Source organism: Rahnella sp. CG8 (assembly GCF_023701875.1).
GTDB classification, from domain to species: domain Bacteria; phylum Pseudomonadota; class Gammaproteobacteria; order Enterobacterales; family Enterobacteriaceae; genus Rahnella; species Rahnella aceris.
This window is the reverse complement of the sequence record NZ_JABAED010000015.1, coordinates 71,421-87,592: the sequence shown is the minus strand read 5'-3', so window position 1 is coordinate 87,592 and position 16,172 is coordinate 71,421. Positions and strand designations below refer to the sequence as shown.

Below are 16,172 nucleotides of genomic sequence, written 5' to 3'. Positions count from 1 at the left end.
ACAGAACTTCACTGATCGGTGCGGGTTTAGTGCATCATGGTTAAATTGGTCTGTTTTTTTGTGATATTCAGCCATGCTTTCAAACCAAAATAAAAGCCTGAATTTTAGGTTTACAAGCAGGATGAAAATACGTTGAAATAACCTCTATACGAATATTCCCGCCGCCTTTTTGTGAAAAGGAATTACGGTCTTTATTAAGGATTTATCATGCAGCCTGTGCTGATTACTCATATCGAATGTCAGATAACGCGCCCTGATCGTCATAATTTAGTGGTGGTCAGAATTGAAACTGATCGTGGTATTTTCGGTCTGGGCTGCGCGACATTCCAGCAGCGCCCGCTGGCGGTCAAACTGATGGTGGATGAATATCTCAAACCGCTTTTGATCGGCCGCGATGCCAATCACATCGAAGATTTGTGGCAGATGATGATGGTGAACGCTTACTGGCGTAACGGACCGGTGATCAATAACGCCATTGCGGGCATTGATATGGCGCTGTGGGATATCAAAGGCAAGCTGGCAGATATGCCGCTGTATCATCTGTTTGGCGGTAAATCGAAAGATGCCGTCACGGCCTACAGCCATGCGGCCGGTGAAACGCTGGAAGAATTGTACGGTGAAGTGGATCGTTTACTGGCGGAAGGTTACCGCCATATCCGCTGCCAGCTAGGTTTTTACGGCGGTAATGCGCGTGATTTCCACAGCACCCGCCAACCGACGGCGGGTGCGTATTACGATCAGGATCAGTACATCGACAACACGCTGGCGATGTTCAAAGCGCTGCGTGAAAAATACGGCAATCAGTTCCACATTCTGCACGACGTTCACGAACGGCTGTTCCCGCAGCAGGCGGTGCAGTTCGCCAAAGCCGTCGAGCAGTACCGGCCTTACTTTATCGAAGATATTCTGCCGCCGGACCAGAACGAATGGCTGGCGCAAATCCGCAGCCAGACTGCGGTGCCGCTGGCGACCGGTGAATTATTTAATAATCCGGCGGAATGGAAAGATCTGGTTATTAACCGCCGCATAGACTTTATCCGCTGCCATGTTTCGCAAATCGGCGGTATCACACCGGCATTAAAACTGGCGCATTTCTGTCAGAGCTTTGGCGTGCGACTGGCGTGGCATTGTCCGCCTGATATGACGCCGATTGGTGCAGCCGTGAATACGCATCTGAATATTCATCTGCATAATGCGGCAATTCAGGAATTTGTCGCGTATCCGGCTAACACGCAGCAGGTCTTTCCGGGCGCACGGGCACCGGAGAACGGGTATTTCTATCCGGGAGAAGAAGCGGGCATTGGTGTGGGCTTTAACAGCCAGGCTGCGGCTGAATTTCCGGTGGTGTACCGTCCGCATGAATGGACGCAAAGCCGCCTGCCGGACGGCGTGATCCACACGCCCTGACAACAGGGTGTTACTTCTGGCGGAAAGCCAGATTGTCCTGATTAAACGGGATGACGTAGGTACAGGAATAATCGATGTCGATAATGTCGCTGAACGCATAAACTTTGCCGCCCTGCAAAATGCCTCTGTTGGTAATGTGCATGGCGGCAATGCCTTTTTTACATCCCAGGATGTGCGCCTGTTCTTTATTGACTGTCACCGCCTGATAGCGGGTGAGGGAATGTGAAATCGCATAGCCCTTGCTCAGAACATATTGCTGAATGGAATGTTCGATGGTCTTCTGATTCAGATCACCAAATTCACGGGCAGGCATACGGGAGTATTCAATCTGTACGTTGCGCTGGCTGATACGCCGCAAACGGATGAATGCCCAGATAAAATCATCCACATTCAGATCGAAAACCTGCTGCTCTTCTTTATCCGGCCGCCGCTTGTGCAGCTCCAGCATTTTAAAGCTGATCTCGGCGAATTTCTTTTCGGTGATCGAGTTGTACACCAGCGGATTACTGCTCACGCCGGGATTAATGTAAATTCCCGAGCCCTGCACAATGCGCACCGCCCCGATGCTCACCAGTTTTTCCAGCGCCTTGCGCACGGTAAAGCGCGAAACCCCGTATTCTTCCGCTAACTGGCGCTCCGGTGGTAACTTCTCCGGCAGCGATCCGCTGTTCTGATAAATCTTGCTCAGTAAATCCTGAGCGATAAATTCGCTTTTTTTCATGAGGTTTCATCCGTGCGTGGAACAGGTATTTGAGCATGAGGAGGCGGTAGCGGGCAAATTACAGCGTATAAACTGTATTTATCTTTTACAGCTTTCAGGCTGTATTATCCCCTAAAAGGGATATTTTAATTTTATTTGCTTTAAGGGATAAAAGTTGATTTATCCCTTACAAGGGATACACTGAGATTATCCGCCAGGGAGGATAATATGAACATTACATCTGCAAAAATGCTCGCCAATGCGCTGCGTAATGAGCGAAAAAAGCGCAAACTCAGCCAAAGTAAAACGGCTGAAACCATTGGCCTGAAGCAGTCTACGGTTTCTGAGTTCGAAAATTATCCGGACGGTACCCGTCTGGAAACACTGTTCAAATTATTGGCGGCGCTGGATTTAGAGCTACAGATCACGCCAAGGGATAGCAATCCGCAGGAAAAGTGTACCTGGGATCAGGAGTGGTAATACATGGATAAGTTAACGCTCGCATTAAATGGCATTGCTGTCGGTACCCTGGAAAAAGGCGGCAGTGGTGAAATGTCATTTGTTTACCATCAAAGCTGGCTCGATCGCCCCGGAGCCCGCGCCATTTCATTATCATTACCTCTTCAGGCAGATAAATTCCGTGGCGCAGTGGTATACAACTTTTTTGACAATCTTCTACCCGATAACGAACAGATACGCAGCCGTATTCAGGCACGTTTCCACATCCCGACGAAGCAGCCTTTCGATTTGCTTTCGCGGATCGGTGGTGACTGTGTCGGTGCGATCCAGCTCTATCCTGAAGGTGATCAGGTTGCACCTGTCACGGAAATTCATGCCCAACCGCTTGGCGAAAAGGATATTGAGCAGCTTCTGCAGGGATATAAGGATGCACCTTTGGGCATGGAAGCTGACATTGAAGACTTTCGAATTTCTCTGGCCGGTGCACAGGAAAAAACGGCTTTGCTCTGGTATCGCGACCAGTGGCATCGCCCGCAGGGAAGTACGCCTACCAGCCATATCCTTAAACTTCCTATTGGTTATATCGCTAACAATGGCATTGATCTCAGCGAGAGCGTGGAGAATGAATGGTTGTGTCTGAAGATAGCCGAAAAATTTGGATTTCCTGTTGCACGGTCTGAGATTGCCAGTTTTGGCGCTCAGAAGGTGTTGGTCGTTGAGCGTTTTGACCGCCGCTGGTCGCAGGATGGATCCTGGCTGATGCGTTTACCTCAGGAAGATTTTTGTCAGGCGCTGGGTGTTGCTCCCGCATTGAAGTATGAATCTGATGGCGGCCCCGGAATTGCACGCGCAATGAAGCTTTTACTGGGTTCTCAACGGGCGGGGGCGGACAGGGATATGTTCTTTAAAAGCCAGATCCTCTTCTGGATGCTGGCCGCCATTGACGGTCATGCTAAGAATTTCAGTGTTTATATCGAGCCGGGCAGCGCATACCGCATGACACCGTTTTATGACGTGATGTCAGCATTTCCTCTGATGCATCTGCAAGGAATTCCGGCGAAGAAAGCCAAAATGGCGATGGCTGTATTAGGGAAAAACCGGCATTTTCATTGGGACAGAATTCTTCCCCGCCATTTTGTGACGACGGCGCAACGGGTCGAGTACTCGAAAGAAAACGTCTCTGCGATGATGACGGAAATGAAGGAAAAAACTGAGCAGGTGATTGCAGATGTTGAAGCAATAATACCTGCTAATTTTCCGGCAAAAATCAGTGATGCAATTTTTGCAGGCCTGCGCCATCAGGCTGCACGTTTGCCTTAATCTCTTCAATAAAAAAAAGCCCGCCGGTCTGCACCGGCGGGCTTTGTCATTGACTGCTAAATCTTACTTCTGATCAGGCAGTGCGTAGGCGATCACGTAGTCGCCGCGTTCTGCGGACTGACGTGCGCCACCGGCGCTGATGATGATGTACTGTTTACCGGTTTTCGGTGAAACGTAGGTCATCGGGCCAGACTGGCTGCCGACCGGCAGACGGGATTTCCAGATTTCTTTACCGTTTGCGGTATCGAACGCGCGCAGATAGAAATCCTGCGTACCGGCGAAGAACAGCAGGCCGGATTGCGTTGACAGGCTCGCGCCCAGCGTTGGCATACCGACTTCCATTGGCATGCGCATTTTGATGCCCAGCGGACCGGTGTCTTTCACCGTACCGACCGGCACCTGCCAGACGATTTTGCCGGTTTTCAGGTTCACTGCAGACATGGTACCGAACGGTGGTTTCTGGCAAGGAATGCCCAGCGGAGACAGGAAACGCTCGCGGACTGCGCCATAAGGTGTGCCGTCCATCGGTACCAACCCCATCTCGATGCCGCTCGCGCCGGTCGGAACCTGGGCACGCGGAACCATGTAGTTCGCCAGACCCAGACGCATATCATTCACGAACATGATGGCGTTGTTCGGGTCAACCGAGACGCTGCCCCAGTTCATGCCGCCCAGAGAACCCGGGAATTGCAGGGAACGATCCAGACCCGGAGGCGTGTAAACGCCCTGGTGACGCATGCCTTTAAACTCGATGCGGCACAGCAGCTGATCCATTGGTGTCGCGCCCCACATATCAGACTCTTTCAGCGTCTGGTTGCCGATGTTTGGCATACCGACAGAGAAAGGCTGCGTTTTGGAGTAGCGTTCGCCAGGGACATTACCCTGCGGTACTTCGCGGTTTTCCACTTTGGCGACCGGCTGGCCGGTTTCGCGGTTCAGCATGAAGATCATGCCTTGTTTGGAGGTCTGCACCAGAACCGGCGTGCTGCCACCTTTCCCGTCCGGCAGGTCATACAGCAGCGGCTGAGACGGCAGGTCGAAGTCCCACAGATCGTGATGGGTGGTCTGGAAGGTCCAGCGGACTTTACCGGTGGCCACATCTACCGCAACAACAGAAGAACTGTATTTGTCATCCAGCTCGGTACGCGTGCCGCCGAAGAAGTCTGGCGTCGCGTTACCGGTAGGCATGTAAATCAGACCCAGTTTTGGATCGTAGGACATGGCCGACCAGACGTTTGGCGTACCACGGGTATAAGTCTGACCTTCCGGTGGCAGTTTGGTGATGTTCGGATTACCCGGATCCCATGCCCACACCAGTGCGCCGGTGTGCACGTCGAATGCACGCACCACGCCCGGAGGTTCGCCGGTAGAGAAGTTATCCGCTACGCGACCGCCAACGACAACCACGTTACCCGCGACCAGCGGGGTAGAGGTTTGCTGGTAGTAGCCAGGTTTCACTTCGCCCATGCCGACTTTCAGATCCACCACGCCGTTGTCACCGAAATCAGCGCAAGGCTTGCCGGTGTCGGCGTTGATGGCGATCAGACGGGCATCAATGGTTGGCAGGAACAGACGACGTTCACAGGTGGCGCTGACGGTACCGCCGGTGGCAGCAGGCGTTTGCGGTGCGTTAGTGGCAGGCGCGGCGGCTTCTGAAGCAGCGGTCGGGCTTGCCGGTTCAGCAGCAGGCACAGCGGCAGGTTGTGCCGCCGCAGCCTGTGGGGCGGCGCTGTTCTCGTAATAGCCCAGCCCGCGGCAACGCTGCCAGTTAGGTGCGGTGGAGTTGGAATCGTAAGACCACAGCTTTTTACCGTCATCCACATTCAGGGCGATCACTTTGCTGTAAGCGGTACACACAAACAGCTTGTCACCGATTTGCAGCGGCGTGTTCTGGTCTTCAGCGCCGGAGCCGTTGCTCTGTGGGATATCACCGGTATGGGCAATCCACGCAACCTGAAGTTTATCCACGTTGGTTTTGTTGATCTGATCCAGTGCAGCAAAACGGTCGCCAGCGGTAGTGTTACCCCAGTTTTCCCAGTTCTTCTGCTCTGCACCTTTATCTACCGGTTTCACCGGCACCTGATCGCTGTCGGCGCTGATGATTGGCGTCGGCACGAAGGTATTACCGAATGCGGCAATCAGCGCAACGGCCAGAACAGCCGCCAGCGAGAAGCCTGGCCCTTTACGCACCACCAGGCCCGCGCGTGCCTGAAGCAACGGATAGGCCAGTGCCACCAGGAAAGCCAGCACGCCGAAAGTGAACAGGCGGGAGAACAGCGGCCAGAACGTGAAGCCCGCGTCCCAGACAGCCCAGATAATAGAAAGCACAAAGGCCACGGCATACAGCCATGCGCCTGACGGCTTACCTTTAAAAATCAAAACGGCGGAAACGATGAGCGCCAGACCCATCAGCAGGAAGTAAACGCTTCCTCCTAATGTGGCCAGGTACGCACCACCGATACCGAGTGTCAGGCCGATGACGACCATCAGCGCACTCAGTAACCAGAGGAGCCACGTCCACTTGTTATTTGTTGTTGGCATGATTTATCTCACTGCATTGGTTTGTAGAAAATAGGTTGTAGAGAACTGTTGATGAAAAGCTGGTACCACTTAATGACCACCCGTTATTAAATGAACCAAATAGAACAATTTCGCGCAAAGAGTAATACTTCTCATCGAGGTTGTGAATGTGTAACGAAGAGTTTGAAATTAGGTAAATTATTATAGATTAGATTATTATTTATGCAGGTAAATTTTATTCATTGATTTTAAAGAATAAAATAAAGTGTTTTATTCGTTATTTTGATAACTGAAGTGTTTGATATACGTTTTTCATCTAATTAAACGTACCAGCCGTCCGCAGACTTCTCACCATAAAGGGGAGAAGGGGAACACGTTGGACTCACTGGTACGATTTTGGCGAACCTGACGGGGGAGTTTTACAAATAGCCTTCAATTAATGTCTTCATTTCTTTGGTGATATGTTCCACCAGACGGCTTTTCGGGATCTGCGGCGGGAAAACGGCGAGATAGGCGATGCTGATATCTGGCGTAAACGGCTTAAGCACGATATCGCTTTTGTGGCTGCGAGCCGTGATGAAATCCACCACACCGATACCCAGATTATTCCCCGCCATCACACAACAATTGTTCAGCGACGTTTCAATCGGGTTATTCATATATAAGTCGAGGCGGCTCATCACCTGATCGAGCTGTTCACGCAGCGGCGTTTTGCGCCCGGGTATAATAGGGCGGTAACGCGTCAGATCCATCGCGGTGACGACATTCTGTTTGGCCAGCGGGTGACGTGGTGACATCACGGCAACGGCATTGGCCCGCGCCAGCATTTCCGCTTCCAGCCCCTTCACATCCGGCTTACCGAAAATGAACCCGACGTCGTACTGATTGCTGGTCACCACATCGGTGATGTGCGTCGTGCTTTCGATATCCAGAAACAGCGAGATATCGTCAATACTCTCAATCAGCGGCGGCAAAATGTGTTCGACGCACAGCGCGGAAAGCGCCGCAACCGTACCAATGCGCAAAACGCTGCCTTTTGAATGACGTATTTCGTCGGCGATACGTGAAATATGTTCAAGTCCGAGATACAAACGCTCGACTTCACGATACAACTTGATGGCATCGTCGCGCGGGATCAACCCGCGTCCGTCGCGGTCAAACAGCTTCAGATCAACCGCATATTCGAAATCGCGGATCAGGCGGCTGACCGCAGGCTGCGTAATGTTCATCATATTGGCGGCGGCGGTCATGCCACCGGTAAGGATCACCTTGTGAAAAGCTTCTACCTGTCTGGGATTAATTTTCATATGCATCCTCAAGATCCATAACATTTGTTTATGGATGTAACACAAAATACAATTTTCAATTCAGAAGTCCACCCCCTAGACTCCAGTTTACGATCTGATACACATTGCCTGAAAATCTAAAATAATTAAGGGTTAAATGAATGAGAAAGTCCGTTTTGGCAGGAGTGCTTTCCTCAGCACTGGCCACGCTTTTTGCTTTACAGACCGTACAGGCTGCTGATCTTAATATCGGCCTTGCCGCATCAACCACGTCTATGGATCCGCAGTTTTACGTCGGCGGTGCCAACAGTGCGATGGCACGCAACATATTCGACGGCCTGGTGAATCAGGACGAAAAACAACACATAACGCCAGCGCTTGCAGTGTCATGGAAAGTCATCAACGACACCACCTGGGAATTTGCCCTGCGTCCCGGTGTGAAATTCCACGATGGCAGCGATTTCACTGCCAAAGATGTGATTGCCAGCGTGAAACGCGTGGCGCTGGCCTCAAAAAACAGCCCGAGCGCCTATACGCCGTACGTCAACGATATCGCTGACGTCACCGAAGTGAATCCTTTAACGGTGAGAATTGTCACCAAAGCGCCAACACCATTATTACTTAACAACTTAAGCCGTGTTGCTATTTTACCGGCCCGGCTTGAGACGGTCGGATCGCAAACCCTTAATGAAGGGAAAGATGTCATCGGTACCGGCCCGTTCAAATTTGTCAGCTGGACACCGGACGATAACGTCGTGCTGGCGCGTAACGATCAGTACTGGGGCGGAAAAGCGCAGTGGGATAACGTCACCTTGCGCGTGTTCAAAAACCCGAGTGCCCGCGTGGCGGCAATGCGTTCAGGCGACGTTGATATGATTGAAAGCGTGCCGACGGCAGACGGGCGGGATCTGGGCAAACAAGCCAGTCTGCATCTGGAATCTGTCGCCGGTAACCGTATTTTGTATTTACATCCGGATCAGGATCGCGATGTGTCGCCATTCGCCAAAGGGCCGGATGGCAGCAATCCGCTGAAAAAACGCGAAGTGCGTGAGGCGATGTCGCTGGCGATAAACCGTCAGGCGATTGTGGATCGCATCATGGACGGGCAGGGCGTTCCGGCGTCGCAACTGGTGCCGAAAGGTTACTTCGGCTATACGCCGTCGATTGCCGCACCGGTTTACGATCCGGTGAAAGCGAAACAATTGCTGGCGCAGGCCGGTTATCCGGATGGTTTTACGCTGACGTTCCATGCGTCGAATGACCGTTATCCGAACGATTCTAAAATTGCGCAGGCGCTCGGCCAGATGTTCAGCCGCGTTGGCATTAAAACTGACGTCGTGACCATGCCGGGCAGCGTGTATTTCTCCCGTGCATCCAAACGCGATTTCAGCCTGATTATGGGCGGTGCGGCGATTGAAACCGGTGAAGCCTCCGGTGTGCTGGGGCCATTGCTCGAAACCTTCGGGCCGAACGGCGGACAAGGCAATCGCGGGCGTTACTCGAACCCTGAATTTGATAAAACACTGCTGCAGGCGCGGGAAACTCTCGACGATGGCCAGCGTGAAAAGTTACTGCAACACGCCACAGAGATTGCGATGAAAGACGAAGGCACCATTCCGCTGTTGTTCCTTTCATACACCTGGGCGATGAAAACACCTTATACCTACGTTGGTCGCTCAGATGGCTATACGTTGCCGTACTTTGTCCATAAGAAACAGTAAGTAAACGCAAAGTGCATACCAAACCCAGGCGGGAATACAGCACCAACACCAGGGCTGTACTAAGGTAGTAGTTTACTAAAAGAGAGAGAAGCTATGACTTCTTTTAGCGGTGTGTATCCCTATCTGGTTTCGCCGGTCACTGATGGCGGCCAGATAGACAAACCAGTGTTAACCGCGCTGGTCGAACACCTGATAAACAGCGGGGTGCATGGTCTGACGCCGCTCGGCAGTACAGGTGAATTCGCTTATCTCAATGCAGAACAACGCACGGAGATAGTGAAAATTGTCGTTGAAGCCGCTCGGGGCCGCGTTCCGGTTATTGCCGGTGTCGCAGCCACCACCATTCAGGACGCCGTAGCGCAAACCGCTCGCTACGGCGCGCTGGGTGTCGACGGTATTCTGGCGATCCTCGAGGCCTATTTCCCGGTGCCCGAACAGGGCGTCGAGGATTATTTTCGTGCCATCGCGACCGCAGCCGGAAAGCTGCCGGTTGTGCTGTATACCAATCCGCAGTTCCAGCGTTCTGATCTCAGCCTGCCTGTCATCGAGCGGCTCAGTCACGTGGAAAATATCAACTATATTAAAGATGCCTCGACCAATACCGGCCGGTTGTTGTCGATTATCGAACGCACGCAGGGGCGGATGCAGGTATTTGCCGCATCGGCACACATTCCTGCCTGCGTGATGCTGATTGGCGGCGTGGGCTGGATGGCAGGTCCGGCCTGTATTGTGCCGAAGCAAAGTCTGGCGCTGTATGAGGCCGCGAAGCAGGGCGACTGGAAAAAGGCGATGGAGTTGCAGCGTCCGCTGTGGCGTATCAATGAAATCTTCGCCAAATATTCTATCGCCGGTTGTATTAAAGCCGCGCTGCAATTGCAGGGTTTTGAGGTCGGCGATCCGTTGCCGCCGCAGGTGCCATTAAATCAGGCCGCGCGTCAGGAAATCGCTGACGTTTTACGTTCCGTGGGGGCGCTGTGAAAACCCTGCCGGTGATCATTGACTGCGATCCGGGCATTGACGACGCCATTGCACTGCTCAGCGCGTTCGTCGCGCCGCAACTGAACATTCTCGGCATTTGCACCGTGTGTGGCAATCAGCCGCTGGCGAATACCACACGTAATGCGCTGCAAATTACCGAGCTGGGTTACCGGCTGGATATCCCGGTGTTTGCCGGTTGTCATCAGCCGTTGCTGCGCGCGCCGATCCACGGCCAGTTTCACGGCGAAAACGGTCTGGGTAATACCACCTTTCCCGCGCCACAGAAACAGGCTGACGCCGTTCATGCCGTTAACTTTCTGATCAGCCGCTGTGAGCAGGCGATTGAACATAATCAGCCACTGACGCTGTGCGTGCTCGGGCCACTGACCAATCTGGCAACGGCGCTGCGCATGAAACCTGGGATCACTGAGGGTATTGGTCGCGTGGTGCTGATGGGCGGTGCGTATCGCGAAGCCGGTAACCGCACCATGACCTCTGAATTCAATATGCTCGCCGATCCCCATGCCGCGCATATTGTGTTTTCCTCGGATCTGAACATCACGGTTTTACCGCTCGATGCCACGCATCAGGTGATTCTGACGCCGGAACATGTGGCGAAATTTATCAAAGTCTCCGGGCGGATCTCCGTTCAGTTGGGCGAATTAATGGCGTTCTGGGATCGCAACGACGTGCGCCGTTACGGTTCACGCGGCGGGCCGTTACACGATCCGCTGGTGATTGCTTACGTACTGGCGCCGGAACTGTTCAGCACCGAAAAAGCGCGGGTGTTTGTCGAACACGACAGCGAGTTGTGTATGGGGCAAACCGTCGCTGACTGGTATGGCAAGTCGGGACTGACACCCAACGTTGATATCGTCACGCACGCAGAGGCCGACAAAGTCTTCGCGCTGTTTTACGAACTGCTTTCACGTTATGCCGGGAAATAAAATTATGAGCCAGCGCATCATTATCGATACCGATCCTGGCGTGGATGACGCCATCGCGTTGTGGCTGGCGCTGGCCTCGCCGGAACTGGATGTGCTTGGTGTGACCGTTGTCGCTGGCAACGTGGCGCTGCAAGACACCGTGCGCAATGCCTGCAAAATTGTCGCGTTGTCTGGCAGAACCGCTACGCCCGTTTATGCCGGCGCACCCGGTCCGCTGGTGCGTGAACAGGTTTATGGCAAATACGCACACATCGGCGCATTTAAAGATGAACTGGTGCCTGACACGGAACTGCAACCGCAGGCCGAACACGCGGTGGATTTTCTCGTGCGGACATTACGACAGGCCGCCGGAGAGAACTCACCGATCACCTTGTGCGTCATCGGTCCGATGACCAATATTGCGCTGGCGCTGGGAATGCACCCGGACGTCGCGCGTGGCATTAAACAGATCGTCACCATGAGCTGTGCTTTTACCGCTCTCGGCCATCGCGTGCCGTGGGCTGAATTTAACGTCTATGCCGATCCGCATGCCGCCGAAAAAGTGTTTAACAGCGGCGTGCCATTGATCATCATGCCGCTAGATATGACTTTTCAGGCGCTGATCAGCGCAGATGATATTGAAGCATTAAAACAGGATGGCGGCCTGCCGGGCGAATCTACTTCTGCTTTACTTAATGCGTTTGACCGCAGTGATCTCAACCGGTTTGGCCGCGAAGGCGGGCCGGTGCATGACGCCACCACCGTTGCGTGGATGTTGCAGCCAGGCCTGTTTGAAGGCCAGCCCGCGCGCGTGGGCGTAGCGGTTTCCGGTACTACCGCCGGATATACCTACGCGGATTTCTGGAACAAACTGTCGACGCCGCCTAACGCCACGGTCATGCAGAAAGTGGATGAATACGGCTTTTTCAGTCTGCTGCGCCGTGTTTTCTCGCGATACGGCAGCCGCGATGGCGACGCAAACGCATGAGCCGTTACCTGCTCGGGCGTTTCGGGCAAACGTTGCTGACGCTGCTGGTGATGTCGTTGCTGGTTTTCGGCGGCGTGTATCTGGTCGGCAATCCGGTTGACCTGCTGCTCAGCACGACCGCGACGCCTGCTGAACGCCTGAGTGTGATCCAGTCTTTTGGCCTCGATAAACCGGTGTGGGAGCAGTATGGCCTGTTCGTGGTCAATGCCCTGCATGGCGATATGGGTAACTCCTTCATCTACAATCAGCCCGCGCTGCACCTGATTTTCCAGCGTATGCCCGCCACGCTTGAACTGGCGCTGGTGGCGTTTATGCTGGCGCTGGTGATTGGCATTCCGCTCGGCGTATACGCCGGTCTGCGCCCTGACGGCTGGTTATCGAAGTCGATCATGACCGTCTCAATTTTAGGCTTCAGCCTGCCGACGTTCTGGATTGGCCTGATGATGATCATGCTGTTCAGCGTCAAACTCGGCGTGCTTCCGGCCTCCGGGCGCGGTGCCACGGTAGACATTTTCGGCGTCCCCGTCAGTCTGTTTACCGCCGACGGTCTCGCGCATCTGATCCTGCCCGCCCTGAATCTGGCGCTGTTTAAAATCTCGCTGATTATCCGTCTGACCCGCGCGGGTGTGCTCGAATGCCTGCAACAGGACTTCATCCGTTTCGCCCGCGCCAAGGGTTTACCGGAAAGCCGCATCGTGCTGGTTCACGTATTGAAAAACACCCTGATCCCGCTGATTACCGTCATCGGCCTTGAGCTGGGTTCGCTGATTGCTTTCGCAGTAGTCACTGAAACCATTTACGCCTGGCCGGGCATGGGCAAGCTGATCATCGATTCTATCGCCGTGCTGGATCGTCCGGTGATCCTGGCCTATCTGATGATCACCGTGGTGATGTTCAGCCTGATTAATCTGCTGGTGGATGTGCTGTATGTACTGGTGGATCCGCGCGTCCGGCTGGGGGGCGAAAACTGATGGCGTCTGATTCCGTACATTCGCGCAGCGCTGTGCAGGGCAAACCGCATTCCGCGTTTTACCACACCGTGCGTGCGCTGCTGCGCAACAAATTCTCCTTATGCGGTCTGATCATTTTAGGTATCGCCATTGTGCTGGCGGTGCTGGCGCCGTGGATCTCGCCACAAAATCCGTACGATTTATCGCAGCTCGACATCATGGATGGCCGCCTGAAACCGTGCACCACCAGTATGAGTGGCATGATTTACTGGCTGGGCACTGACGATCAGGGGCGCGATTTGCTGAGCGCGATTTTGTACGGCACGCGAACCAGTCTGCTGGTGGGTGTCTCCAGCGCGATGATTGCGCTGACCATTGGCGCAGCACTGGGGCTGATCAGCGCTTACGTTGGTGGCAAAACGGACGCGCTGATCATGCGTATTGTCGATATCCAGCTCAGCTTCCCGCCGATCCTGATTGCGCTGATTTTGCTGGCGGCACTCGGGCAGGGTGTCGATAAAATCATACTGGCGCTGGTGGTCACGCAATGGGCGTATTACGCACGCACCATTCGCGGCTCGGCGCTGCTGGAACGTCGCCGCAGTTACGTGGACGCTGCGCGCAGCATGGCGCTGTCGAACCCGCGCATTCTGTTCCGTCATATTCTGCCCAACTGCCTGCCGCCGCTGATTGTGGTGGCGACCATGCGTATTGCTTACGCCATTATGCTCGAAGCCACGCTGTCGTTTCTTGGCATCGGTTTGCCGGTGACCGAGCCTTCGCTCGGCCTGCTGATTGCCAACGGTTTTGATTACCTGATGTCCGGCGATTACTGGATAAGCTTCTTCCCCGGCGTCACGCTGCTGGTACTGATCGTCGCCATCAACTTAGTGGGTGACGCCCTGCGCGATATCCTCAACCCGCGGAATAAAGATTGATGATGCAACCCCCGGTTTTACAGGTCGATAAACTGAATACCGCGTTTTCCGTGGGCGGCGAATGGCTGAATGTGGTGCGGGACCTTTCGTTCTCGATTGGCCCGAAAGAAACGCTGGCGCTGGTGGGCGAATCCGGTTCGGGTAAAAGTGTGACGGCGATGTCCGTCATGCGTTTGCTGGATGAAAAGCAGACCCGTTATTCCGGCAACATCCGGTTTGACGGTCAGGATTTACTGAGTCTCAACCGTTCGCAGATGCAAAGCATTCGCGGCAACCGCATCGGCATGATTTTTCAGGAGCCGATGACCAGCCTGAATCCGGTGCTGAAAATCGGCGTGCAAATCACCGAAGTGCTCAAACGCCATCGCGGCATGGACGATAAAACCGCGCGCGCCGAAGCCGTCCGGTTGCTGGAGAAAGTACGTATTCCGGCGGCCACCGCACGACTCAATGAATATCCGCTGAGTTTTTCCGGCGGCATGCGTCAGCGCGTGGTGATTGCTATCGCGCTGGCCTGTAATCCGCGTTTGCTGATTGCGGATGAACCGACGACGGCACTGGATGTCACCATTCAGGCGCAAATTCTGGCGCTGATCAAATCCTTGCAGGAAGAAGAGGGCATGTCCGTGCTGTTCATCACCCATGATATGGGCGTGGTGGCGGAAGTGGCGGATCGCACGCTGGTGATGCACCGTGGCGAAGCCGTGGAACAGGCAACCACGCGGGAAATCTTCCATCATCCCACACATCCTTATACGCGCGCGCTGCTGTCGGCGGTGCCGCGACTGGGCGCGATGAACGGCGTGGCGCTGCCGAAACGCTTCCCGCTGACCGACAGCCAAACCGGCGAAGTGCTGCCGGTGGCGGAGTCTGTCGATACGCTGCGCACCGGTCAGCCGGTGCTGGAGGTTAAAAATCTGGTAACGCGTTTTGATGTCAGATCCGGTCTGCTGCGCCGTGTTTCTGCCCGGGTGCATGCGGTGGAGGATCTGTCATTCAGCCTGCAACCGGGCGAAACGCTGTCACTGGTGGGGGAATCCGGCTGCGGGAAATCCACCACCGGACGCACGATTTTACGTCTCACTGAAGCGACTTCCGGTGATGTGCTGATCCGCGGGCAGGATATCCGCCGGGCTGACAGCGCACGGCTGGCGGATATCCGCACCCAGGCGCAGATGATTTTTCAGGATCCGTATGAAAGCCTGAACCCGAGAATGCGCATTGGTCAGGCGATTGCCGAACCGATGATAAGCCTCGGCTTGCATGATGCCGCCAGCGCCAGCATTCGCGTGGCGCAACTGCTGGAACAGGTCGGCTTGCAAAGCAATATGGCGACGCGCTTTCCGCACCAGTTTTCCGGCGGTCAGCGGCAGCGTATCTGTATTGCCCGCGCACTGGCGCTGGAGCCGAAAATGATCATCGCTGATGAAGCCGTGTCGGCGCTGGATGTGTCAGTCAAAGCGCAGGTGATTAATCTGATGCTCGATCTGCAACAGGAACTCGGGCTGGCGTATCTGTTTATTTCGCACGATATGGCGGTGGTCGAGCGCATCAGTCACCGTGTGGCGGTGATGTATCTGGGCGAAATCGTCGAAATCGGTTCGCGTGCCGATATCTTCGAAAACCCGCAACACGCCTATACCCGCAAACTGCTGGCCGCCGTGCCGGTGCCCGACCCGGATGTTCACCGCACACGTCCCGTGGTACCGGAAGAGCTTGCCAGCCCGCTGCGCTCAGCCACTTATCAGCCGCCGGTGCGTAATTACCGCGAAGTCAGCAACGGTCACTTTGTACAGCTATAACAGCTCCGTTTGTACGCTGTTCTTTCCGATTTTCCCTCCTGAACACTCATAACATTCCATTTTTGGGATTCAAAAATGGGAATTCCTGCCCTTTAAGCAATTGCAGGCAAAAAAGACGTTTTTTTTCTGGGATTATGGACTGCGTTTATAATAACTCTAAAATAATTCCCTGTGAGA

Annotated in this window: 13 protein-coding genes; 10 read left to right on the top strand and 3 right to left on the bottom strand. The window is 54.1% G+C overall.

Features of this window, described 5'->3' with window-relative positions:
* Window positions 1-207 precede the first annotated feature (207 nt).
* On the top strand, window positions 208-1,407 hold the full coding sequence (locus tag HGO41_RS15330; protein WP_112197112.1) for an enolase C-terminal domain-like protein: 1,200 nt from the start codon (window positions 208-210) through the stop codon (window positions 1,405-1,407).
* Window positions 1,408-1,417: 10 nt separating this feature from the next.
* Here HGO41_RS15330 and HGO41_RS15325 read toward each other — a convergent pair whose 3' ends face one another.
* A complete protein-coding gene (locus tag HGO41_RS15325; RefSeq protein WP_250981194.1) occupies window positions 1,418-2,128 on the bottom strand; it encodes a GntR family transcriptional regulator in 711 nt (236 codons plus the stop codon).
* Between the two features lie 207 nt (window positions 2,129-2,335).
* Here HGO41_RS15325 and HGO41_RS15320 point away from each other — a divergent pair, with 207 nt between their 5' ends.
* Both HGO41_RS15320 and HGO41_RS15315 read left to right on the top strand, forming a co-directional pair.
* Window positions 2,336-2,587, top strand: coding sequence for a helix-turn-helix domain-containing protein (locus tag HGO41_RS15320; protein WP_013577981.1), 252 nt, complete (start codon window positions 2,336-2,338; stop codon window positions 2,585-2,587).
* A gap of 3 nt (window positions 2,588-2,590) precedes the next feature.
* Complete coding sequence (locus HGO41_RS15315; RefSeq protein WP_013577980.1) at window positions 2,591-3,886, top strand: type II toxin-antitoxin system HipA family toxin; 1,296 nt, start codon at window positions 2,591-2,593, stop codon at window positions 3,884-3,886.
* 63 nt (window positions 3,887-3,949) lie between these two features.
* Here HGO41_RS15315 and HGO41_RS15310 read toward each other — a convergent pair whose 3' ends face one another.
* The gene (locus tag HGO41_RS15310; protein ID WP_121019850.1) at window positions 3,950-6,427 is read right to left on the bottom strand and encodes a membrane-bound PQQ-dependent dehydrogenase, glucose/quinate/shikimate family; all 2,478 of its coding nucleotides are present in this window, start codon (window positions 6,425-6,427) and stop codon (window positions 3,950-3,952) included.
* A gap of 398 nt (window positions 6,428-6,825) precedes the next feature.
* Entirely contained in the window at window positions 6,826-7,713 is an 888-nt protein-coding gene (locus tag HGO41_RS15305; RefSeq protein WP_013577978.1) for a LysR family transcriptional regulator, read from the bottom strand.
* A gap of 140 nt (window positions 7,714-7,853) precedes the next feature.
* Here HGO41_RS15305 and HGO41_RS15300 point away from each other — a divergent pair, with 140 nt between their 5' ends.
* From HGO41_RS15300 to HGO41_RS15270, 7 genes are all read left to right on the top strand, one after another.
* Window positions 7,854-9,413, top strand: a complete 1,560-nt coding sequence (locus HGO41_RS15300) for an ABC transporter substrate-binding protein (protein ID WP_013577977.1) — start codon at window positions 7,854-7,856, stop codon at window positions 9,411-9,413.
* A 93-nt stretch (window positions 9,414-9,506) separates the two neighbouring features.
* A complete protein-coding gene (locus HGO41_RS15295; protein ID WP_013577976.1) occupies window positions 9,507-10,391 on the top strand; it encodes a dihydrodipicolinate synthase family protein in 885 nt (294 codons plus the stop codon).
* Window positions 10,388-11,338, top strand: coding sequence for a nucleoside hydrolase (locus HGO41_RS15290; RefSeq protein WP_013577975.1), 951 nt, complete (start codon window positions 10,388-10,390; stop codon window positions 11,336-11,338). Before HGO41_RS15295 ends, HGO41_RS15290 begins: the two co-directional genes overlap by 4 nt.
* 4 nt (window positions 11,339-11,342) lie before the next feature.
* On the top strand, window positions 11,343-12,305 hold the full coding sequence (locus HGO41_RS15285) for a nucleoside hydrolase (protein WP_250981193.1): 963 nt from the start codon (window positions 11,343-11,345) through the stop codon (window positions 12,303-12,305).
* Window positions 12,302-13,276 carry an ABC transporter permease gene (locus HGO41_RS15280; protein WP_250981192.1) on the top strand — a complete coding sequence of 325 codons (975 nt, stop codon included), beginning with the start codon at window positions 12,302-12,304 and terminating at the stop codon, window positions 13,274-13,276. Before HGO41_RS15285 ends, HGO41_RS15280 begins: the two co-directional genes overlap by 4 nt.
* The gene (locus HGO41_RS15275; RefSeq protein WP_250981191.1) at window positions 13,276-14,193 is read left to right on the top strand and encodes an ABC transporter permease; all 918 of its coding nucleotides are present in this window, start codon (window positions 13,276-13,278) and stop codon (window positions 14,191-14,193) included. Before HGO41_RS15280 ends, HGO41_RS15275 begins: the two co-directional genes overlap by 1 nt.
* Window positions 14,194-14,195: 2 nt before the next feature.
* Window positions 14,196-15,995 carry an ABC transporter ATP-binding protein gene (locus tag HGO41_RS15270; protein WP_250981199.1) on the top strand — a complete coding sequence of 600 codons (1,800 nt, stop codon included), beginning with the start codon at window positions 14,196-14,198 and terminating at the stop codon, window positions 15,993-15,995.
* Window positions 15,996-16,172: the final 177 nt, after the last annotated feature.